This window comes from Streptomyces sp. NPDC021622 (genome assembly GCF_040640795.1).
In the GTDB taxonomy this organism is placed as follows: domain Bacteria; phylum Actinomycetota; class Actinomycetes; order Streptomycetales; family Streptomycetaceae; genus Streptomyces.
In genome coordinates this window covers 374,902-394,714 of record NZ_JBFACK010000005.1, presented here as the reverse complement: position 1 = coordinate 394,714, position 19,813 = coordinate 374,902, and the positions used below count along the sequence as shown (strand labels likewise).

Sequence of the window (19,813 nt, the reverse complement as noted above, 5' to 3'; positions counted from 1 at the left end):
GCCTGCCTCCTGTTATGGGGCCGTACGTAGCACTTTCAGGCTAGGCCCGCCCCAGGTGGCTGTCCTCCCAGAAGGCGAGGAGCGCGGCGGCGGTCTCTGCCGGGCGGTCGGTGTTGGGGGAGTGCTCGGCGCCGGTGATGACGGTGCGGTGGGCGCGCAGCCGGTCCGCCATGTCATCGAGCCAGGGGACGGGCCAGGTGTCGTCGCGCTCGCCCGAGATGACGTGCTTGGGCAGCGGCGTGGCGGCGAGTTCCCTGACGCGGTCGGGCTCGGCGCAGAGCTGCTTGCCGGTGGCGATGAGCTGGGCCGGGCTGTGCCGCAGCCAGCGCTCGCGGAGCGCCTCGTCGCCGTCGAGGTCCGTGTCCTCCGGCGGGTCATGGGCCTGGATGGCCTCCCAGGCCTCGGCCATCGACAGTACGGCGAGGGCGTCGGTCAGCATCTTGGCGCGGGCCTGCTGGGAGGGGGAGATCTGGGCGGGGCCCGACGACATGAGGGTGAGCGAGGCGAAGGGGCCCGCGTCGGCGCCGGGGGCCCGCAGGACCGCCGCGCGGGCGATCTGGCCGCCGAGTGAGTGGCCGAGGAGGTGGAGCGGGCCGCCCCCGACCGCTGCGGCCTGGGCGAGCACGTCGCTTGCCAACTCCCCCTGGGCGTAAGGGGATTCGTCGTCCGCCGGGCCGGTGCTCTCGTACTGTCCGCGGCCGTCGACGGAGACCGCGCGGTACCCGGCGTCGGCGATGGGCCTGAGGAGGGCGATGAAGTCCTCCTTGCTGCCGGTGAACCCGGGCAGCAGCAGGACGGTGCCTTTGGCCTCGCCGGCCGGGCGGGCGTCGAGGGTGGCGAAGTCGCCGCGCGCGGTGCGGAGGGCGTGGGCGGCTACGCCGGGGGGCGGGGTGAAGGTGGGGGGCCTGCTCATGGCTTGAGGCTATCGGCAGGGGCGGGCTGGGGGGCTTGGGGATGGCCCGGGTGCTGCGGGGTGATCGGGCGGGTGGGCGGGAAAGATCCGCCGCGGAGCGGCGGGCCAGGTGGGAGCGGACCGCAACGCCGAAGGCCCGGTACCCCAAGGGGAACCGGGCCTTCGTAAGGCAACGGGCCGAGCCTACTCGGCCGCCTCCGCGGTCTTCCGCGTACGCCGACGAGGCTTCGCGATCGTCGCCTCGGGGGCGTCGCCCTCAGCCGTGGCGGCAACAGCCTTCCGCGTACGGCGACGCGGCGTCGACTCCTCCGTCGGCTGCGCGGGGATCTCCGCCTCGACGACGGTCTCCGCAGCCTTCTTGGTACGGCGACGCGGCTTGGCGGGGGCCTCGGCCTCCACTGCCTCGACCGTGTCGACGACGGCCTCCGCGGCCTTCTTCGTACGGCGGCGCGGCTTCGCGGGGGCTTCCGCCTCCACGGCCTCGACGACGGCTTCGGCGGCCTTCTTCGTGCGGCGGCGCGGCTTGGCGGGGGCCTCGGCCTCCACTGCCTCGACGGTGTCGACGACGGCTTCGGCGGCCTTCTTCACGCGGCGGCGCGGCTTCGTGGGAGCCTCGGCCTCCACTGCCTCGACCGTGTCGACGACGGTCTCCGCAGCCTTCTTCGTACGGCGACGCGGCTTCGCGGGGGCTTCTGCCTCCACGACCTCCGCAGTCTCGACGACGGTCTCCGCGGCCTTGCGGGTGCGGCGGCGCGGCTTGGCGGGGGCCTCGGCCTCCACCGCCTCGACGGTGTCGACCACGGTCTCCGCGGCCTTCCGCGTACGGCGACGCGGCTTCGCGGGAGCCTCAGCTTCGGGCTCGGCCTCCGGCACCGTGGTGGCCTCGACCGTGGCGACCGCAGCCTCCGCGGCCTCACCGGAACGCGTCCGGCGACGACGGCGCGGCGTGCGCGGCTCGGTCGGCTCCAGCGGAGCGGCGGCGGGCGCCGGCTCCGGGGACGCCGGGGTCTCGACCGACGGGGTCGCCGTCGCGTCCAGCGGGCTGCCCGAGCGCGTACGGCGCCGACGGCGCGGCGTACGAGCCGGACGCTCCTCGGGCGCGGGAGCGGCAGCGGGACCGGAAGAACGGCCACGGTCCTGCGAGCGGCCGTTGCCGCGGCCCCCGCGGGCGCCACGTCCGCCCGTCTCGCCCAGGTCCTCGATCTCCTCCGCGCCCAGACCCGCACGGGTCCGCTCGGCACGCGGAAGGACACCCTTGGTGCCCGCCGGGATGCTCAGCTCCTCGAAGAGGTGCGGAGAGCTCGAGTACGTCTCGACCGGGTCGGCGAAGCCGAGGTCGAGCGCCTTGTTGATCAGCTGCCAGCGCGGGATGTCGTCCCAGTCGACCAGCGTGATCGCGATGCCCTTGGCGCCCGCGCGGCCGGTGCGGCCGATGCGGTGCAGGTACGTCTTCTCGTCCTCGGGGGACTGGTAGTTGATGACGTGCGTGACGCCCTCGACGTCGATGCCGCGTGCGGCGACGTCGGTGCAGACGAGCACGTCCACCTTGCCGTTGCGGAAGGCGCGCAGCGCCTGCTCGCGGGCGCCCTGCCCGAGGTCGCCGTGCACGGCGCCCGAGGCGAAGCCCCGGCGCTCGAGCTGCTCGGCGATGTCGGCGGCGGTCCGCTTCGTACGGCAGAAGATCATCGCGAGCCCGCGGCCGTCGGCCTGCAGGATGCGCGCGATCATCTCCGGCTTGTCCATCGAGTGCGCGCGGTAGACGAACTGCGCGGTGTTCGCGACGGTCTGGCCCTCGTCGTCCGGCGCGGTGGCGCGGATGTGCGTGGGCTGCGACATGTAGCGGCGCGCAAGGCCGATGACGGCGCCCGGCATGGTCGCCGAGAACAGCATCGTCTGACGCTTGGCCGGCAGCATGTTGATGATCCGCTCGACGTCGGGCAGGAAGCCCAGGTCGAGCATCTCGTCGGCCTCGTCGAGGACGAGGCACTTGACGTGCTTGAGGTCGAGCTTGCGCTGACCGGCGAGGTCGAGCAGCCGGCCCGGCGTGCCGACGACGATGTCGACGCCCTTCTTGAGCGCCTCGACCTGCGGCTCGTAGGCACGGCCGCCGTATATGGCGAGGACGCGTACGTTCCGCGCCTTGCCGGCGGTCAGCAGGTCGTTCGTGACCTGCTGGCACAGCTCACGCGTGGGGACGACGATGAGGGCCTGCGGCGCCTCTGTCAGCTGCTCGGGCTTGGCCCGGCCCGCCTCGACGTCCGCGGGGACGGTGACGCGCTCCAGGAGCGGGAGACCGAAGCCGAGCGTCTTGCCGGTGCCGGTCTTGGCCTGGCCGATGACGTCGGTGCCGGAGAGGGCAACGGGGAGCGTCATCTCTTGGATGGGGAACGGGCTGATGATGCCGACGGCCTCGAGGGCCTCGGCCGTCTCGGGGAGAATCCCGAGATCGCGGAAAGTCGTAGTCAGGGCATTGCCTCTTCTGTGAGACGCGGCCTGAGGCGAACGCTGGGGGTCGTGACCGTGCCACTACCGCCGGCTGCTTGGGGGGCGGGCCGGGGGCGCGGGACCACTGCCTGCGCTCGAGCGCTCATACCGCTGAGGTTCCCTCCTCGTGCCGTACGCACTGTGCGTACCGCCTGGAGGGCTGTCGGGTCGGAGCCGATCGGGCCTCCGACCGGGCATCCTCATTCATACGGCCCGACGAATATTCGGCGGGCGCTTTATCACTGTACCCCGGAATCGCGCAGCCGTGTCTGGCGAATTGGTCACGTAGTCGTAGTCACAGTCACTGACCAGGCCCTTACGCGTTGCTGCGAGCGGGCTATTGTGCGGTTTATGGAGACGCCTGACACCGCCGCTGACACGCCCGCCGAACCGACCGGAGTCGCCGCCCAGGACTGGGCGACCGCTTCCGCCGAGCCGCACTACCGCGCCGCGGTGGTGGATCTGCTCGGCGCGCTCGCCTATGGAGAGCTCGCGGCCTTCGAGCGGCTCGCCGAGGACGCGAAGCTGGCGCCGACGCTCGGCGACAAGGCGGAGCTCGCGAAGATGGCGTCGGCGGAGTTCCACCACTTCGAGCAGCTCAGGGACCGGCTCTCGGCGATCGGCGCGGACCCGACCGAGGCGATGGAGCCGTTCGTCGCGGCGCTCGACGGCTTCCACCGTCAGACGGCGCCCTCCGACTGGCTCGAGGGCCTGGTCAAGGCGTACGTCGGCGACTCGATCGCCAGTGACTTCTACCGCGAGGTCGCGGCGCGGCTCGACGGCGACACGCGCGGGCTGGTGCTCGGCGTGCTCGACGACACGGGGCACGCGAGCTTCGCGGTGGAGAAGGTGCGCGCGGCGATCGACGCGGATCCTCGCGTGGGCGGGCGGCTTGCGCTGTGGGCCCGTCGCCTGATGGGCGAGGCGCTTTCGCAGTCGCAGCGGGTTGTGGCCGACCGGGATGCGTTGTCGACCATGCTGGTCGGGGGCGTTGCCGATGGGTTCGACCTTGCCGAGGTCGGGCGGATGTTCTCTCGGATCACTGAGGCGCACACCAAGCGGATGGCTGCGCTGGGCTTGGCCGCCTAGGGGTCTCGTCTTTGGCTGCGGGTGCGTTGTGGCTTGTCGCGCAGTTCCCCGCGCCCCTTCGGGGGCGCGGTCCCGCTACGCCGTCGCCGAGCGACGGCTCAGTCTGTTGCGGCTCGGGCGGAGCAGTAGGGACAGCAAGGCTGCCGACACTGCCACCGCGCCCGCGATCGTCGCCGCCGCGTGGCCCGCGCCCAGGGCCATATGTGCGACGAAGGAGCCGATCAGGGCGCCCGCTGTGCCGGTCGCGAGGACCAGGTTGCGCGCGGGGAGCCGGTGGGGCAGGCGGTGGGCCGCGGCCCATGCCAGGGCGAAACCGAGCAGTGTGGAGCCGAGTGCTTCCAGAATCACAGGGTGTCCCTCCCTCGCGGCCAGGTGCAAAACGGTCGTAGCCGGTATTACCCCTGGCGGCCGGAACGCAACCCTCCGAGCGAGGTCAGGTACGTACAACGAGATAGATATGGCGACGAGAACGGCCCGGTGGTGATCCACCGGGCCGTTCTCCTTGTGCGCCTTGCGTGCGCACCCTGCTTACAGGGCGCTGAAGCCCACCTTGCGCGCGGTCGGCTCGCCGAGCTCGACGTACGCGAGGCGGTCGGCCGGAACCAGGACCTTGCGGCCGTGGTCGTCCACGAGGCTCAGCAACGGCGACTTGCCGGTCAGCGCCTCGGACACCGCGTGCTCGACTTCCTCGGCCGTCTGGCCGCTCTCCAGCACGATCTCGCGGGGCGCGTACTGCACGCCGATCTTGACCTCCACGGCTATGTCCCTCCGACGGTCAGTGATGTGCGCGGCCGTCCGCGCCGTACTCAGCACACATTAGCCCGGTGAAGCGATGCTCACGGTGCCGCCGCCGCACGCCAGTAGCGAACAGAAAACGGGAACAGGGAGCACCGCCGCCGGTCAGTGGCCTTCCGTGCCGTGCAGCGGGAAGCCCGCGATGCCCCGCCAGGCCAGCGAGGTGAGCAGCTGCACCGCCTTGTCGCGCGGGACCGTGCTGCCGCTGGAGAGCCAGTAGCGCGCGACCACCTGCGAGTAGCCGCCCAGGCCCACGGCGAGCAGCATCGCCTCGTCGCGGGGCAGGCCCGTGTCCTCGGCGATGACCTCGCAGATCGCCTCGGCGCACTGGAGCGTCACCCGCTCCACGCGCTCGCGGACCGCGGGCTCGTTGGTCAGGTCGGACTCGAAGACCAGTCGGAACGCGCCGCCCTCGTCCTCCACGTACGCGAAGTACGCGTCCATCGTGGCCGCGACGCGCAGTTTGTTGTCCGTCGTGGACGCGAGGGCCGTGCGGATGGACTGCAGCAGCGACTCGCAGTGCTGGTCGAGCAGTGCGAGGTACAGGTCGAGCTTGCCGGGGAAGTGCTGGTAGAGCACCGGCTTGCTGACACCGGCCCGCTCGGCGATGTCGTCCATCGCCGCAGCGTGGTACCCCTGCGCGACGAAGACCTCCTGCGCCGCGCCCAGGAGCTGATTGCGTCGGGCACGACGCGGCAGGCGTGTGCCCCGCGGGCGTGCTGCCTCTGTCTGCTCGATGGCTGTCACGCCGCCTCCCATGATCGTGAACGTGCGGTGTGCGCCGCGCCGCCATCGTACTTTTCGGTAACCGTGATGTGCGCGGTACGAGCGGAGAATTTCACGGACTGGATGGCCGTGGAAGCCGTGCGTAGCAGGGCAAACACGGGCAGGTCAGCGATAGTCGTCCTCGTCGATACTGACGACGCGGGCCTGTTCGGCCAGGTCGGCCTCGTTGGCCGCGTTCGGGTCGGCGTCCTGCAAGGAGTCGTCCTGGCTCGGGGCGAGGTCGGTGTGCTGCTCGGCGGCGTCGGTCTCGGGGGTCTCGGCGCTGCTCTCGGTCTCCTCGACCTCGAAGGTGTCGGGGTCGGACGGGTCGACGGTCATCGTCACTCTCTTCCCTAGCGCACTACTAGTGGTGCGAGTGCCCTGTTCGCCCTCTTCTATGAGCCCCTCTCCTATGAGCCTAGGAGACTGCCGAACCAGGCGCTACGCGATCTCCTCACGACATCGGCCGGATCTGTGACGGCGAACACACGAACCACCGCGTGATCGTCTCGTAACATTGCCCGCATGTCTTCGACCGAGTTGCCGCACGTGCTCGCCGCCACCGTCGCGCCCAAGCCGGGTGCCGTCGGCGTCGCGGCGGGCGAGCGGCTCGACTCGGTCGGCCTTCCCGGACTCACGCTTTCCGTACGTTCCAGGCCTGCCGTCCGCGCAGGGCTGCCGCCCGCCCTGTTCGTGCACGGGCTCGGCGGGTCCTCGCAGAACTGGTCGGCGCTGATGCCGCGGGTCGAGTCCGTCGTCGACTGCGAGGCGCTGGATCTGCCCGGGTTCGGGGACTCACCGCCGCCCGACGACGGCAATTACTCGGTCACGGGCCACGCGCGCGCGGTCATCCGCTACCTGGACGCCAGCGACCGCGGCCCCGTCCACCTGGTCGGCAACTCGCTGGGCGGCGCGGTCACCACCCGCGTCGCCGCGGTCCGCCCCGACCTCGTACGCACGCTCACGCTGATCTCCCCCGCGCTGCCCGAGCTTCGGGTGCAGCGCACGGCGATGCCGACCGGGCTGCTCGCGGTGCCCGGCGTCGCGGGCCTGTTCACCAAGCTCACCAAGGACTGGACGGCCGAGCAGCGGGTCAGCGGTGTCATGGCGCTCTGCTACGGCGACCCGGCCCGGATCACGCCGGAAGGTTTCGCCGCTGCGGTCCGCGAGATGGAGCGCAGGCTCGCGCTGCCCTATATGTGGGACGCGATGACGCGCTCGGCGCGCGGCATCGTGAACGCGTACACGCTGGGCGGCCAGCACGGTCTGTGGCGACAGGCGGAGCGGGTGCTCGCGCCGACGCTGCTCATCTATGGCGGCCGTGATCTGCTCGTCTCGTACCGGATGGCCCGCAAGGCGGCCGCCGCGTTCCGCGACTCACGGCTGCTCACGCTGCCGGACGCGGGGCATGTGGCGATGATGGAGTATCCCGACACGGTGGCCACCGCCTTCCGTGAACTGCTCGTGGACACGGGCGAGTTGAGCGAAAGCGATACCGGCGACGCGGGTTCGGGGAGCTGAGGCGGCACGTGGGACGTCACAGCCGCCGGGGTTCGGCCGACCTCGCAGACAACAGCAGCAGCACGAGCGGTACTGGTACTCCGCCGGCACAGGGAGCGCGCCCGCCGGGGCCCGGCACCGGGCGGCGCAGGCGCGTGGGCCCGCCGGCCGGTGCCACCCCGGCGCACGGCGTCCCGCAGGCCACTCCTCCGCACGGCGTGCCGCACGTCCGCGGCGGTCACCCCGAGCAGCGTGAGCCGGGCGGCGGCTGGGGCACCGGTTCGCGGATGGGGGCCTCGTACGGGGTCCCGGGCACGGGGACCGCGCCGCACGTGCCGGGGCCGCGCCGCGAGTACGTGGACGCGTTCGGCGACGAGTTCGTGGACGAGGACCTGTTCGCACCGGGAGCACCGGGAGCACCGGGAGCACCGGGAGCAGTGCCCGGCGACCCCGGCACGGCGGCCCTGCCGCCCATGCGGACGCCCCGCGATCCGTACGCCTCCGTCACCGACTGGGACCGCGCGGTCGACGCGGAGGAGGACGCCCACGGCGACCTCTGGTCCGAAGGGGCGGGCGGGATCGGCGGGTCCGATGGCGTCGACGACGGCGACGAGCGGGACGGCAAGGGCGGCAAGGGCCGCACCTTCACCGGCATTGCGGCCGCCGCGGTCACGACCGTGCTCGCCGTGGTCGTGGCAGGACAGGTGACCGAAGGGCCCAAGGACCCGGCGCCCAAGGCCGGGGCCGCGCAGGGCAAGGAGGAGCGCGAGGCCGACGACCCGGCGTCCCGCTCGGACGACCGTCCCACTCCTCCTGACGCCGCCCCGGCGACGTACGAGTCGAAGATGGGCGAGAAGTACCCGCTCGACGCGAAGCTCACCGCGTCCGGTGACTTCGACGCGATCGCGGGGTTCGACAAGGCCCCGGGCAAGGGGCAGTTGTTCCGCTACCGCGTCGATGTCGAGAAGGGGATGGGCCTGGACGGCGAGCTGTTCGCGGCGGCCGTGCAGAAAACCCTGAACGACGACCGGAGTTGGGCACACAGCGGCGGCCGGACCTTCGAGCGGATCTCCTCCGGGAAGCCCGATTTCGTCATTACGCTGGCCAGTCCCGGTACGACGGCGAAATGGTGCGCGAAGTCGGGACTCGACACGCTCGAACAGAACGTGTCCTGCGATTCCGCGGCCACCGACCGCGTCATGATCAATGCCTATCGGTGGGCGCAGGGCGCCAAGACGTACGGCGACCGCATCCACCCGTACCGCCAGATGCTGATCAACCACGAGGTCGGCCACCGGCTCGGCTTCAATCACGTCGACTGCACGAAGAACGGCGAACTCGCCCCGGTCATGCAGCAGCAGACCAAGTTCCTCGACCACGACGGAATCAAGTGCAAGGCCAACCCCTGGGCGTTTCCCAAGAGTTGAGACGGAAACGATCGGCGTGCGGTCGGGCCGTGATCGGCGGCTTTGACATCCGCCGAAAGTTCGTTCATATTTCTCCGCATGTCGCCTCGTCACGCCTCCTCGCGCGCCGCCCTTGAGCTGGCGCTCTTTGGCGTGACCGCGCACTGCGTGTCCGACATTCACTGTTGCTGACGCCCGCCCCTGGCGCGTGCGTCGCTTGCATTCTCATGACCTTTCTCAGGTCCTGACCCTCTTCGGCGACCCCGGGGCGAGCTCTGCTCATTTCCACTGCTCATTCCCCTGCTCGATTCTCCGAGAGGTCCTTTCCCATGCGTCAACCGTCCGTCATAGCCCGCCGCGTGGCAGCGGCATCCGTCAGCCTGGTCCTGGCCGCGGGCGCCGCCGCCTGCGCGGGCCCCGAGGGCAACGACGCCGGGAGCGGCGGCGCCGACGGCAAGCCCGCCAAGGGCGGCACGCTCACCGTCCTCAACAGCGCCCCGCAGGTCGACTTCGACCCGGCGCGGCTCTACACCTCCGGTGGCGGCAACGTCCCCTCGCTGGTCTTCCGTACGCTGACCACCCGCAACCGGGAGGACGGCGCCAAGGGCGCGCAGGTCGTCCCGGACCTCGCCACCGACCTCGGCAGGCCGAGCAAGAACGCCACGGTGTGGACGTACACCCTGAAGAAGGGCCTCAAGTACGAGGACGGCTCGCCGATCACCTCCGCCGACATCAAGTACGGCATCGAGCGCTCCTTCGCCGGTGAACTCTCCGGTGGGGCCCCGTACTTGAGGGACTGGCTGATCGGCGGCGACAAGTACGCCGGGCCCTACAAGGACAAGAGCGGCAAGGGTCTGAAGTCGATCGAGACGCCCGATGAGCGGACCATCGTCTTCCGTCTGAACAAGCCCGAGGGCGAGTTCCCGTACCTGGCCACCCAGACGCAGTTCACGCCCGTACCGAAGAGCAAGGACAAGGGCACCAAGTACGAGGAGCATCCGGTCTCCTCGGGGCCGTACAAGGTCGTCAAGAACGAGAACGACGGCGAGCGGCTCACCCTGGAGCGCAACCCGCACTGGTCGGCGAAGACCGACCCCGAGCGCAAGGCCTACCCGGACAAGATCGACGTGCGGTCCGGGCTCAACCCGTCCGTCATCAACCAGCGGCTCTCGGCAGGACAGGGCGAGGACGCCGCCGCCGTCACCACCGACACGAACCTCGGCCCCGCCGAACTCGCCAAGGTCACCGGCGACAAGGACCTCGCATCGCGCGTCGGCACCGGGCACTTCGGCTACACCAACTACCTCGCCTTCAACCCGAAGGTGAAGCCGTTCGACGACCCGAAGGTGCGCCAGGCCGTCTCGTACGCCGTCGACCGCTCCTCCGTGGTCAACGCCGCAGGCGGCTCCTCGCTCGCCGAGCCCGCGACGACGTATCTGCCGAACCAGAAGTCCTTCGGATACACGAAGTACGACCACTTCCCCGCGGGCAAGGCCGGCAACCCGAAGAAGGCCAAGGAGCTCCTGAAGGAAGCCGGTCACAAGGACGGGCTCACCATCACGCTGACCCATTCCAACGCCAAGGACTTCGAGACGAGCCCGGAGATCGCCACCGCGGTCCAGGACGCCCTGAAGAAGGCCGGGATCAAGGTCAAGCTGGAGGGTCTCGAGGACAACGACTACAAGGACAAGGTGCACAGCGCCAAGGACGAGCCGGGTCTCTTCCTCGCCCACTGGGGTGCCGACTGGCCCTCCGGCGGCCCCTTCCTCGCCCCGATCTTCGACGGGCGGCAGATCGTGAAGGACGGCGCCAACTTCAACACGGGCTTCCTTGACGACAAGTCGGTCAACGACGAGATCGACGCGATCAACAAGCTGACCGACCTGGACGCCGCGGCAAAGCGCTGGGGCGCCCTCGACAAGAAGATCGGCGAGCAGGCGCTGACCGTGCCGCTCTTCCACCCGGTCTACAAGCGTCTGTACGGCAAGGACGTGAAGAACGTCGTGATCAGCGACTGGACGGGTGTCCTTGACATCTCCCAGGTCGCGGTCAAGTAGGGCGATCGGTCAACTCACCATGAGATCGGTCAACTCACCATGAGCGAGGCCCTGTTGGCCTTGGAAGCGGGGACGGGTGCGCAGGCGCCCGCCCCGGCTTCCGGTGCCCGTCAGTTCTGGCGGCGGCTGCGTGCGCAGCGTGCCGCCCTCGTCGCGGCGGCCGTCGTCGCGCTGCTCGTCCTGGTCGCGCTCGCCGCGCCGCTGCTCACCGCCATCGAGGGCCAGGACCCCAGTACGTACCACCCCGACCTCATCGACTCCGGGCGCGGCGGTGTGCCGATCGGCCCGTTCGGCGGGATCAGCGCCGAGCACTGGCTCGGCGTCGAACCGCAGACCGGGCGCGACCTGTTCGCCCGTCTCGTGTACGGGGCCCGGGTCTCCCTCGGCGTCGCGCTCGCCGCGACGGTGGTGCAGGTGCTGCTCGGCGTCGGCGTCGGCATCGCGGCCGGGCTCGGCAACCGCTGGGTCGACCAGGTGCTCAGCCGCGCCACCGACGTCATCGTCTCCATGCCGCTGATGGTCCTCTCGCTCGCCCTGATGGCGATCGTGCCGAGCGGCTTCCCGCGCCCCGTCCTCGTCGCCCTCGTCATTGGTCTCGTCGCCTGGGGCAGCACCGCCAAGATCGTGCGCGCGCAGACCATCACCCTGAAGGAGCTCGACTACGTGGCCGCCGCCCGGCTCAGCGGCTGGAGCACCTGGCGCATCGCGCGCCGCGAACTCCTGCCCGGGCTCGCCGCCCCCGTCATCACGTACGCGGCGCTGCTCGTCCCGATGAACATCACCGTGGAGGCCGCGCTGTCCTTCCTCGGCGTCGGGGTGAAACCGCCCACCGCGTCCTGGGGGCAGATGCTGACCTCGGCCGACGTCTGGTACCAGGCGGCGCCGCAGTACCTGCTGCTTCCGGCGGGCGCGCTGTTCGTGACCGTGCTCGCGCTGACCGTCCTGGGGGACGGCGTGCGGACCGCGCTCGACCCGCGCGCCGCGTCGCGGCTGCGGATCGGGACCGGGCGCAAGCGGGAGGGCAAGGCATGACCGGCTTCCTGTTGCGGCGCTCGGCGGGCGCCGTCGTCACGCTGTTCGCCATCTCCGTGATCATCTATGCCGTCTTCTACGTCGCTCCCGGCGACGTCGCGCAGATCACCTGCGGTCCGCGCTGCTCACCGGGCCAAGTCGCGCAGGTCTCCGAGCAGTTGCGGCTCGACGACCCGGTGTACGTCCGCTACTGGGACTTCCTGCAGGGCATCTTCGTCGGCCAGGACTACTCGACCGGGACGAGCGTCGAGCATTGCGACGCCCCCTGCCTCGGGCTCTCCTACCAGAGCGACCAGCAGGTCACCCAGCTGATCCTGGCGAAGCTGCCGGTCACCGGGTCGCTCGCGCTCGGCGCCATGGTGATGTGGCTGATCCTCGGGGTCGGCACGGGTGTGCTCTCCGCCTGGCGGCGCGGGCGCGTCACCGAGCGCGTCCTGACCGCCGTCACGCTCGCCGGCATGGCCACGCCCGTCTTCGTCATCGGTCTGCTGCTGATGATCGTGGTCTGCGGCCAGCTGAACTGGCTGCCCTTCCCGCAGTACGTCGCGTTCACCGACGACCCTCAGCAGTGGGCGTGGAACCTGCTGCTGCCCTGGCTCTCCCTCGCGCTGATCGAGGCCGCCAAGTACGCGCGCCTGACCCGCGCCTCGATGCTGGAGACCCTCGCCGACGACCATGTGCGGACCTTCCGCGCGTACGGCGTCGGGGAGCGCTCGATCATCGGCAGGCATGCGCTGCGGGGCGCGGTCGCTCCGGTCATCGCGCTGAGCGCCAACGACTTCGGGACGCTGTTCGGCGGCGCCGTGCTCAGCGAGACGCTCTTCGGTCTGCCCGGCATGGGGCGCGAACTCGTGCACGCGGTCCGCGTCGTCGATCTGCCGGTCGTGGTCGGCATGGTCCTGGCGACCGGCTTCTTCGTGGTGCTCGCCAACGCCGTCGCGGACGTCCTGTACGCGGTGGCCGACCGAAGGGTGGTCCTGTCATGAGCCTGGTTCAAGTGACGGACCTGGTGGTCGACTTCGGGGACACGCGCGCCGTCGACGGGCTCTCCTTCACGCTCGCCGAGGGCGCCGCGCTCGGCCTCGTCGGCGAGTCGGGGTCCGGCAAGAGCACGGTGGCCTCCGCGCTGCTCGGGCTGCACCGGGGCACCGGAGCGGACGTCGGCGGCACGGTGCGGGTCGGCGGCATCGACGTACAAGAAGCGTCCGGTGAGGAGCTGCGGCGGCTGCGGGGCGGGAAAGCGGCGATGGTCTTCCAGGACCCGCTGTCGTCCCTCGACCCGTACTACGCGGTGGGCGACCAGATCGCCGAGGTGTACCGCGTCCACACGGGAGCATCGCGGCGGGCGGCACGCGCGCGTGCCGTCGACGTCCTCGACCGGGTGGGCATCGCGGACGCGCCGCGCAGGGCGCGCTCCCGGCCGCACGAGTTCAGCGGCGGCATGCGCCAACGGGCGCTCATCGCCATGGCGTTGGCCTGCGAGCCCCAGCTTCTGGTCGCCGACGAGCCGACGACCGCCCTGGACGTCACCGTGCAGGCCCAGATCCTCGACCTGCTGCACTCGCTGCGGGCCGAGACGGGGATGGGGCTGCTCCTGGTCACCCATGACGTGGGCGTCGCGGCGGAGAGCGTCGACGACGTCCTGGTCATGCGGCACGGTCGGGCCGTCGAGCACGGGCCCGTGCGTGAGGTGCTCGGGGCGCCCGCGCAGCCGTACACGCGGGAGCTGCTCGGGGCGGTGCCCCGCGTCGACGCGCCGCGCTCGGAGGTCTCCCGCTCGGAGGTCTCCCGCGCGCAGGGCGACGTCGTACTCGAAGCGGTCGGTCTGCGGCGGGAGTTCGGGCGCGGCAAGCGGGCGTTCGCCGCCGTCGACGGGGTTTCGCTCACGGTCCGCAGGGGCGAGACGCTCGGGGTCGTGGGCGAGAGCGGCAGCGGCAAGACGACGCTAGGGCGGATGCTGGTCGGGCTCCTCGAACCGACGGCCGGGGAGATCCGCCACGCGGGCTCCGCAGGTCATGGCGTACGGCCCGATGTGCAGATGGTCTTCCAGGACCCCGTCTCCTCGCTCAACCCGCGGCGCGGGGTGGGGGAGTCCATCGCCGATCCGCTGCGCGCGCGGGGCGGGCACGATGAGCCGGCGGTGCGCGATCGCGTACGGGACCTGATGGCGCGCGTCGGGCTCGATCCGGCACACTACGGGCGCTATCCGCACGAGTTCAGCGGCGGCCAGCGGCAGCGCGTCGGGATCGCGCGGGCGCTTGCCGCCGAGCCGCGGATCATCGTGTGCGACGAGCCGGTGTCGGCGCTCGACGTGACGACCCAGGCCCAAGTGACGGCCCTGCTCGCCGAGTTGCAGCAGGAGCTGGGGCTCGCACTGGTCTTCATCGCGCACGATCTGGCGGTCGTACGCCAGGTCAGCGACCGGGTCGCGGTGATGCGGCAGGGGCGGATCGTCGAGTCCGGCACCGTCGACGCGGTGTACGGCGCGCCCCAGGAGGCGTACACCAGACAGCTGTTGGCGGCCGTCCCCGCACTCGATCCGGACGCGGCGGCGCGCCGCCGCACGGCCCGCAGGGAGCTGGCCGCAGCATGACTCTCCGTAGCTGAAGAGCGCTTTCGGCGTGCCTTAGCGCGACAGAACGCAACCGGCACGGGAAAGTTACGGCCGTTCACCCCTTTTGGTGGCGTGATGGACAACCGTCCATCACGCCACCGTCATGTCCGCATACGTTCGTCCCGCTGCGAGCCGCCGAGTCAACGGCGGCTCCCCACATGGGAGATCGGGGGTGTACGCGTGCGCATCGGACTGCTTACGGAGGGTGGCTATCCGTATGTGAGCGGTGAGGCCAGGCTCTGGTGCGACCGGCTCGTGCGCGGGCTCGGGCAGCACGAATTCGACATCTACGCCCTCAGCCGCAGCGAGCGGCAGGAGGCACAGGGCTGGATCGAGCTGCCGCCCCAGGTCGGCAGCGTGCGGACGGCGCCGCTGTGGACCGTCGACGGCGACGGCATCGCCCTCGGCTCGGGGTACGGACGGCGGGCGCGGCGGCGGTTCGCCGAGTCCTTCGGGGAGCTGGCCGCGGTGATCTGCCGCTCCGGGGCGGCGGGCGGCGCCGAGGACTCGGACGAATTGGCGGACCGTTTCGGCAGCGCCCTGTACGGCCTCGCCGAACTCGCCCGCGACGAAGGCGGTCTGGTCGGCGCGCTGCGCTCCGAGGCGGCCGTGCGCGCCCTGGAGGCCGCCTGCCGCGCACCCGGCGCACTGCGGGCCGTGCGCACCGCGCGGGTGCCCGATCTGCTCACGGTGGCGTCCCTCGTCGAGCGCGCGCTGCGGCCCCTCTCCCTCGACTGGTACGAGGACGACGACCTCGGCGCGGTGGACCTCTGCCACGCCACGTCCGGCGGCCCCGCGGCGCTCCCCGGACTCCTCGCCAAGCACTTCTCCGGAGTGCCGCTTCTGGTCACCGAGTACGGCGTGCAGCTGCGGGCGCACTACCTGGCGGCGGGCGACGAGGCGCCGAGTGCGCCCGCGCGGGCGCTGCTCACCTCCTTCCACGGGCGGCTCGCGGCCGAGGTGTACCGCCAGGCCGCGATCGTCACGCCGGGCAACACGCACGCGCGGCGCTGGCAGGAGCGGTGCGGTGCCGAGCGGTCGAAGCTGCGGACGGTCTACCCGGGCATGGAGGTGTCCCGCTTCGCGGAGGTCGGCGAGCGGGAGGACCCGGGCGACCCCGACACCCTCCTCTGGGTCGGGCGCATCGAACCCGCCAAGGACCTGATCTCGCTCCTGCACGCCTTCGCGGAGATCCGCAAGGAGGAGCCGAAGGCACGGCTGCGGATCGTCGGGGCGCCCGCGGAAGGCCCGGAGGCGGCCGCGTATCTCGCGCACTGCGGGGTGCTCGCCGCGCAGCTCTTCCCCGACGAGGCGGCGGGCGTGCACGCCGTCGGGGACAACCCCGTGTCCTTCGAGGAGATCGGGGCGCCCGCGACGCCCGACCTCGCGGACGCGTACGAGGCGGGGAGCGTCGTCGTCCTCTCCAGCGTCGTCGAGGGCTTTCCGATCAGCCTGGTCGAGGCGATGTTCTGCGGGCGCGCCACGGTCTCGACGGACGTCGGCGCGGTCGTCGAGGTCATCGGCGGCACCGGGCTCGTGGTGCCGCCGCGCAATCCGCGGGCGCTCGCCGAGGCGTGCGTGGCGCTCCTGCGGGACCCGGGCCGGCGCGAGCGGCTCGGCGCGGCGGCGCGTGCGCGGGCGCTCGAACTGTTCACCGTGGAGCAGAACGTCGAGGCGTTTCGCGGCATTTACCTGGAGATCGTCTCGCACTGCCCGGTGCGCAGGGACGCGGTCGACGACGCGGGCGAGCCGGTGCCGTTCGGCAATCCGGCGGAGGCGTATGTGCCGGGGCGGTGGGCCGCGGGGGGCGGGGCTGTGGACGGCGGGGCTGTGGACGCGCGTGCTCCTGGCGTGCCCAGCTGGGCGGTGCCGGAGCCGACGGCGGCTGTGCCCGTGGCGCAAGACGTCGAGGAGCAGGGGCAGTTGAGAGGGGCGGGCGTATGACACGGCAGCAGAAGGTGGACGCGCCTAGAGCCCCGGAGGGCGCCGCCGGGTGGGACGCCCGCTCGGCGGATCTGGCGGCGGAGGCGTTCGGGGAGTCGGAGGCGATCATGGGGGAGCCTGCGGCTTGGCGGGCGGCCTTCGGTGGATCGGCGGTTTCGGCTGCCCCGGAGGCGTCGGAGGTTTCGACTGCTCCGGCGGCTTCGTCTGCCCCGGAGGCTTCGGCGGCCTCAGGCGCCGCCGGGCGTGGCAGGACCCCGCGCCGCGGCGCCGTCGACCCCGTGAAGGCGCTGATGCACCGGCACCGTGAGCTGTGCGAGCGCGCCGTCGACCCGCTGGAGATCGCCGCGGGGCTCGAGGCGCACGGGGTGACCGACCGGACCGCGGCGCGGTTCCGGCACCGGGACGTCTTCGCGCTCGCCGAGGAGATGTACGCGCGCGTGCCCCGCGACGACGACGAACGGAACCTCCCCGTGACGCAGCCCTCGCCGGGAACGCCCGGTGCCTCCGCCGGGTGGGCGCTGTTCGCGCTGCTGCCGGGAGGGGTGTGCGGGCTCGCTGTCGCCGGGGCCGAGCTGACCGAGGGGCGTGCGCGGCTCGCGGTGGGGCTCGGCGGAGCGCTCGCCGTGGCTGTGGCGCTGCGGGTCGCGCTTCGATATGGGACGCCGCGGGCGGGAGCCGGTCCTTCGGGTGGCGTGCACCACGCGCCGCCGGCCACGCGCGCGTGGGTGTGCTGGTTGGTCGCGTACGCGGTTCTCGGTGACGGGCTGCTGCGGGGCGCCGTCTCGGGCGGGCCCGACGGGCCGTGGGCGGCTTCGACGGCCACCGCTCTGGGGCTCTCGCTCGCTGTCGCGCCGGCGATCTGGTGCGCCCGGCTGTTCGCCGTGCGGGCGCGCGGGCGGCTCGCCACCAGCCGGGGGCTCGACGAATTCGCCTCCTCCGCACGGCCGTTGCTCCTGGGCGTCGTCCTGCTCTTCGGCTGTGCGCTGGGGGTGCTGCTCGCGGTGTCCGCCGCGGTGGTCCCCGCGGGCGGCGGGGCGGGCGCCGGGGCCGGGGCGCTCGGGGTGCTGCTGTTGCCGGCCTGGCTGCTTTCTTCGTACGGCTTCACCCGGGCGCCTCTGCTGATGCTGGGGGCCGTGGGGGTCGCGGAGGCGGGGGCCGTCGCCTCCGTGTTCGCGGGGCGGCTGCCGGGGGTCGAGTGGTTGGCCGTACCGGTGGAGGGCGCGGTCGACGCGTGGGGGCCCGGGGTGGTCCCGCTGGTCGCCTGCGGGGCCGCGGCGCTCGTGCTGTTGCTGCACTGCGGCCGGACCCTGACCCGTGCCTCCGCGCATTCCTGTGGGGCGCCGTGAGGGTGCCATCCGACGGACGCCCGGCAGCGGAGCGCCGTTCCCACCCAAGATCTTTCTCTCCCGCGGGGCCGGCACCGCGGGCCTTACCCCGTGACAAACGGCAACCCCCTGAAGGAGAACCCCAGATGAGCACCCTCAGCATCCGAGAATCCGACCCGGGAGCCGCCCGATGAGGGTGCTGCTGATCGGAGCCAATGGATACCTCGGCCGTTTCGTCGCCGACCGGCTGCTCGCCGACCCGGCCGTGCAGCTCACCGCGCTCGGGCGCGGCGACGACTCGGACGTACGGTTCGACCTCGCGAGCGGCAGCCCCGGCGCGCTCACCCGTTTCCTGGACGCCGTGCACCCCGGAGTCGTCATCAACTGCGCGGGCGCCACCCGCGGCGGCGCCCGCGAGCTGACCCGGCACAACACGGTGGCCGTCGCCACCATCTGCGAGGCCCTGCGCCGCAGCGGCTGCGGGGCGCGGCTCGTGCAGCTGGGCTGCGGCGCCGAGTACGGGCCGAGCCAGCCGGGCTCATCGACCGCCGAGGACGCCGTGCCGAGGCCCGGTGGGCCCTACGGGGTCAGCAAGCTCGCCGCCACCGAGCTCGTGCTGGGGGCGGGGCTCGACGCCGTCGTCCTTAGGGTGTTCTCGCCCGCGGGGCCCGGCACCCCCGCCGGATCACCGCTCGGGCGGCTCGCCGAGGCCATGCGGCGGGCCATGCAGTCCGGTGACGGCGAGCTGAAGCTCGGAGGGCTCGGCGTGCAGCGGGACTTCATCGACGTACGCGATGTGGCGCGCGCCGTGCACGCCGCCTCGCTCTCCGCCGCCCAGGGGATCGTGAACATCGGCGCCGGCCGCGCCGTACGTCTGCGTGACGCGGCCGCCGTCCTGGCGCGCGTCGCGGGGTACGGCGGAGCCCTGCACGAGCTCGACCAAGGGCCCCTGCGGCAATCCATCGGGCACCCCCGCTCCGAATCCGACCACGGGGGACCGGCCGCCTACCCCTACCCGGACGGCTGCGGCAGCTGGCAGCAGGCGGATGTGCGCACCGCGCGCGACCGCCTCGGCTGGCGCCCCCGGATCAACCTGGAAGAGTCACTCGCCGACATCTGGATGGAGGCGGCATGCCGCATCTGACCAGCACAGCCATGGGCACCGCGCACACGGACGTACGACTCGGTTTCGGCGTCCCGGGGTTCGCCCACCCGCTCGTCGCGCCCGTCGAATGGTCCGAACTCACCCGTCCGGGCACCCCTTTGCACTGGGTCGTCCTGAATGTGGCGGGCGGCCCGGGGGACCGGCCCGACTCGCACTGCCTGGAAGCGGCGGGGCGGCTGCGGAACGCGGGCGTCCGTGTTCTCGGTCACCTCGACGCGACCTACGGCGCCCGCCCCTTCGGCGAGATGATCGCGGACGCGCACCGCTACCTCGACTGGTACCAGGTCGACGGCTTCTCCCTCGACCGCTGCCCCACCGAGCGCGCCGCGCTTCCCGAGGTGCGCCGGACGGTCACGACCCTGCGCGCGCTCTGCGACGACGCGCACATCGTCCTCGGGCACGGCACCCATCCGTATCCCGGATACGCCGAATCCGCCGACCAGTTGGTGACCTTCTCCGGCCCCTGGAGCGACTACCGCTGGTCCCAGGTGGCCGAGTGGACCGCCGACTACCCGCCCGAGCGCTTCTGCCACTTCGTGCACGGCATGCCGGGCGGCCATCTCGACGAGGCGCTGCGCATCGCGCGCTGGCAGGGGGCCTCGACGATCTACTTCACCGACCGGATAGAGCGGGGCGGACCGAGCGACCCCTGGGAGTCCATGCCCGCCTACTGGGACGAAATCGTCTCGCGTATCGGAACGGGTGTCTCGGAATGAAGAAGGCC

General features: G+C 72.0%; 18 protein-coding genes. 12 read left to right on the top strand and 6 right to left on the bottom strand.

Annotated features, from left to right (window positions below):
• Positions 1-40: 40 nt before the first annotated feature.
• Complete coding sequence (locus AB0G47_RS12610) at positions 41-913, bottom strand: alpha/beta hydrolase (RefSeq protein ID WP_360767707.1); 873 nt, start codon at positions 911-913, stop codon at positions 41-43.
• A 183-nt stretch (positions 914-1,096) separates the two neighbouring features.
• Positions 1,097-3,286, bottom strand: a complete 2,190-nt coding sequence (locus AB0G47_RS12605; RefSeq protein ID WP_360767704.1) for a DEAD/DEAH box helicase — start codon at positions 3,284-3,286, stop codon at positions 1,097-1,099.
• A gap of 462 nt (positions 3,287-3,748) precedes the next feature.
• Here AB0G47_RS12605 and AB0G47_RS12600 point away from each other — a divergent pair, with 462 nt between their 5' ends.
• Positions 3,749-4,486, top strand: a complete 738-nt coding sequence (locus tag AB0G47_RS12600) for a ferritin-like fold-containing protein (RefSeq protein WP_135336531.1) — start codon at positions 3,749-3,751, stop codon at positions 4,484-4,486.
• Between the two features lie 75 nt (positions 4,487-4,561).
• Here the strand turns inward: AB0G47_RS12600 and AB0G47_RS12595 are convergent, their stop codons facing one another.
• From AB0G47_RS12595 to AB0G47_RS12580, 4 genes are all read right to left on the bottom strand, one after another.
• Complete coding sequence (locus AB0G47_RS12595) at positions 4,562-4,834, bottom strand: hypothetical protein (protein ID WP_360767701.1); 273 nt, start codon at positions 4,832-4,834, stop codon at positions 4,562-4,564.
• Positions 4,835-5,014: 180 nt separating this feature from the next.
• Positions 5,015-5,242 carry a DUF3107 domain-containing protein gene (locus AB0G47_RS12590; protein ID WP_360767698.1) on the bottom strand — a complete coding sequence of 76 codons (228 nt, stop codon included), beginning with the start codon at positions 5,240-5,242 and terminating at the stop codon, positions 5,015-5,017.
• Positions 5,243-5,386: 144 nt separating this feature from the next.
• Positions 5,387-6,028: a TetR/AcrR family transcriptional regulator gene (locus AB0G47_RS12585; RefSeq protein ID WP_360767695.1), complete on the bottom strand. Its 642-nt coding sequence runs from the start codon at positions 6,026-6,028 to the stop codon at positions 5,387-5,389.
• Positions 6,029-6,172: 144 nt separating this feature from the next.
• The gene (locus AB0G47_RS12580) at positions 6,173-6,385 is read right to left on the bottom strand and encodes a hypothetical protein (RefSeq protein ID WP_360767692.1); all 213 of its coding nucleotides are present in this window, start codon (positions 6,383-6,385) and stop codon (positions 6,173-6,175) included.
• Positions 6,386-6,571: 186 nt separating this feature from the next.
• On the opposite strand from AB0G47_RS12580, the gene AB0G47_RS12575 reads away from it, so the two are divergent.
• The 11 genes from AB0G47_RS12575 to AB0G47_RS12525 all read left to right on the top strand — a co-directional run bounded on the left by AB0G47_RS12575 (position 6,572) and on the right by AB0G47_RS12525 (position 19,805).
• Positions 6,572-7,567 (top strand): alpha/beta hydrolase, encoded by a 996-nt coding sequence (locus tag AB0G47_RS12575; protein WP_360767689.1) that lies wholly within the window; start codon positions 6,572-6,574, stop codon positions 7,565-7,567.
• 8 nt (positions 7,568-7,575) lie between these two features.
• Positions 7,576-8,973 carry a DUF3152 domain-containing protein gene (locus tag AB0G47_RS12570; RefSeq protein ID WP_360767686.1) on the top strand — a complete coding sequence of 466 codons (1,398 nt, stop codon included), beginning with the start codon at positions 7,576-7,578 and terminating at the stop codon, positions 8,971-8,973.
• Between the two features lie 78 nt (positions 8,974-9,051).
• The gene (locus tag AB0G47_RS12565; RefSeq protein WP_323178664.1) at positions 9,052-9,144 is read left to right on the top strand and encodes an Ms4533A family Cys-rich leader peptide; all 93 of its coding nucleotides are present in this window, start codon (positions 9,052-9,054) and stop codon (positions 9,142-9,144) included.
• A gap of 137 nt (positions 9,145-9,281) precedes the next feature.
• Complete coding sequence (locus AB0G47_RS12560; RefSeq protein ID WP_360767682.1) at positions 9,282-11,009, top strand: ABC transporter substrate-binding protein; 1,728 nt, start codon at positions 9,282-9,284, stop codon at positions 11,007-11,009.
• A 39-nt stretch (positions 11,010-11,048) separates the two neighbouring features.
• Positions 11,049-12,041 carry an ABC transporter permease gene (locus tag AB0G47_RS12555; protein WP_360767679.1) on the top strand — a complete coding sequence of 331 codons (993 nt, stop codon included), beginning with the start codon at positions 11,049-11,051 and terminating at the stop codon, positions 12,039-12,041.
• Positions 12,038-13,027, top strand: a complete 990-nt coding sequence (locus AB0G47_RS12550; RefSeq protein ID WP_360767676.1) for an ABC transporter permease — start codon at positions 12,038-12,040, stop codon at positions 13,025-13,027. The genes AB0G47_RS12555 and AB0G47_RS12550 overlap by 4 nt, the downstream gene beginning before the upstream one ends.
• On the top strand, positions 13,024-14,634 hold the full coding sequence (locus AB0G47_RS12545) for an ABC transporter ATP-binding protein (RefSeq protein WP_360767673.1): 1,611 nt from the start codon (positions 13,024-13,026) through the stop codon (positions 14,632-14,634). Before AB0G47_RS12550 ends, AB0G47_RS12545 begins: the two co-directional genes overlap by 4 nt.
• A 201-nt stretch (positions 14,635-14,835) precedes the next feature.
• A complete protein-coding gene (locus tag AB0G47_RS12540) occupies positions 14,836-16,599 on the top strand; it encodes a DUF3492 domain-containing protein (protein WP_360767670.1) in 1,764 nt (587 codons plus the stop codon).
• Entirely contained in the window at positions 16,596-17,945 is a 1,350-nt protein-coding gene (locus tag AB0G47_RS12535) for a hypothetical protein (protein WP_360767667.1), read from the top strand. The genes AB0G47_RS12540 and AB0G47_RS12535 overlap by 4 nt, the downstream gene beginning before the upstream one ends.
• Positions 17,946-18,114: 169 nt before the next feature.
• A complete protein-coding gene (locus AB0G47_RS12530) occupies positions 18,115-19,068 on the top strand; it encodes an NAD-dependent epimerase/dehydratase family protein (RefSeq protein ID WP_266870595.1) in 954 nt (317 codons plus the stop codon).
• Positions 19,056-19,805 (top strand): spherulation-specific family 4 protein, encoded by a 750-nt coding sequence (locus tag AB0G47_RS12525; RefSeq protein WP_360767664.1) that lies wholly within the window; start codon positions 19,056-19,058, stop codon positions 19,803-19,805. Before AB0G47_RS12530 ends, AB0G47_RS12525 begins: the two co-directional genes overlap by 13 nt.
• Positions 19,806-19,813 lie beyond the last annotated feature (8 nt).

Excerpts from the sequence above, each read along its gene's own strand:
- AB0G47_RS12610 (WP_360767707.1), bottom strand. The coding sequence starts at position 913 with ATGAGCAGGCCCCCCACCTTCACCCCGCCCCCCGGCGTAGCCGCCCAC.
- AB0G47_RS12605 (WP_360767704.1), bottom strand. The coding sequence starts at position 3,286 with ATGACGCTCCCCGTTGCCCTCTCCGGCACCGACGTCATCGGCCAGGCC.
- AB0G47_RS12600 (WP_135336531.1), top strand. The coding sequence starts at position 3,749 with ATGGAGACGCCTGACACCGCCGCTGACACGCCCGCCGAACCGACCGGA.
- AB0G47_RS12580 (WP_360767692.1), bottom strand. The coding sequence starts at position 6,385 with ATGACCGTCGACCCGTCCGACCCCGACACCTTCGAGGTCGAGGAGACC.
- AB0G47_RS12575 (WP_360767689.1), top strand. The coding sequence starts at position 6,572 with ATGTCTTCGACCGAGTTGCCGCACGTGCTCGCCGCCACCGTCGCGCCC.
- AB0G47_RS12565 (WP_323178664.1), top strand. The coding sequence starts at position 9,052 with ATGTCGCCTCGTCACGCCTCCTCGCGCGCCGCCCTTGAGCTGGCGCTC.
- AB0G47_RS12560 (WP_360767682.1), top strand. The coding sequence starts at position 9,282 with ATGCGTCAACCGTCCGTCATAGCCCGCCGCGTGGCAGCGGCATCCGTC.
- AB0G47_RS12555 (WP_360767679.1), top strand. The coding sequence starts at position 11,049 with ATGAGCGAGGCCCTGTTGGCCTTGGAAGCGGGGACGGGTGCGCAGGCG.
- AB0G47_RS12550 (WP_360767676.1), top strand. The coding sequence starts at position 12,038 with ATGACCGGCTTCCTGTTGCGGCGCTCGGCGGGCGCCGTCGTCACGCTG.
- AB0G47_RS12545 (WP_360767673.1), top strand. The coding sequence starts at position 13,024 with ATGAGCCTGGTTCAAGTGACGGACCTGGTGGTCGACTTCGGGGACACG.
- AB0G47_RS12535 (WP_360767667.1), top strand. The coding sequence starts at position 16,596 with ATGACACGGCAGCAGAAGGTGGACGCGCCTAGAGCCCCGGAGGGCGCC.
- AB0G47_RS12530 (WP_266870595.1), top strand. The coding sequence starts at position 18,115 with ATGAGGGTGCTGCTGATCGGAGCCAATGGATACCTCGGCCGTTTCGTC.
- AB0G47_RS12525 (WP_360767664.1), top strand. The coding sequence starts at position 19,056 with ATGCCGCATCTGACCAGCACAGCCATGGGCACCGCGCACACGGACGTA.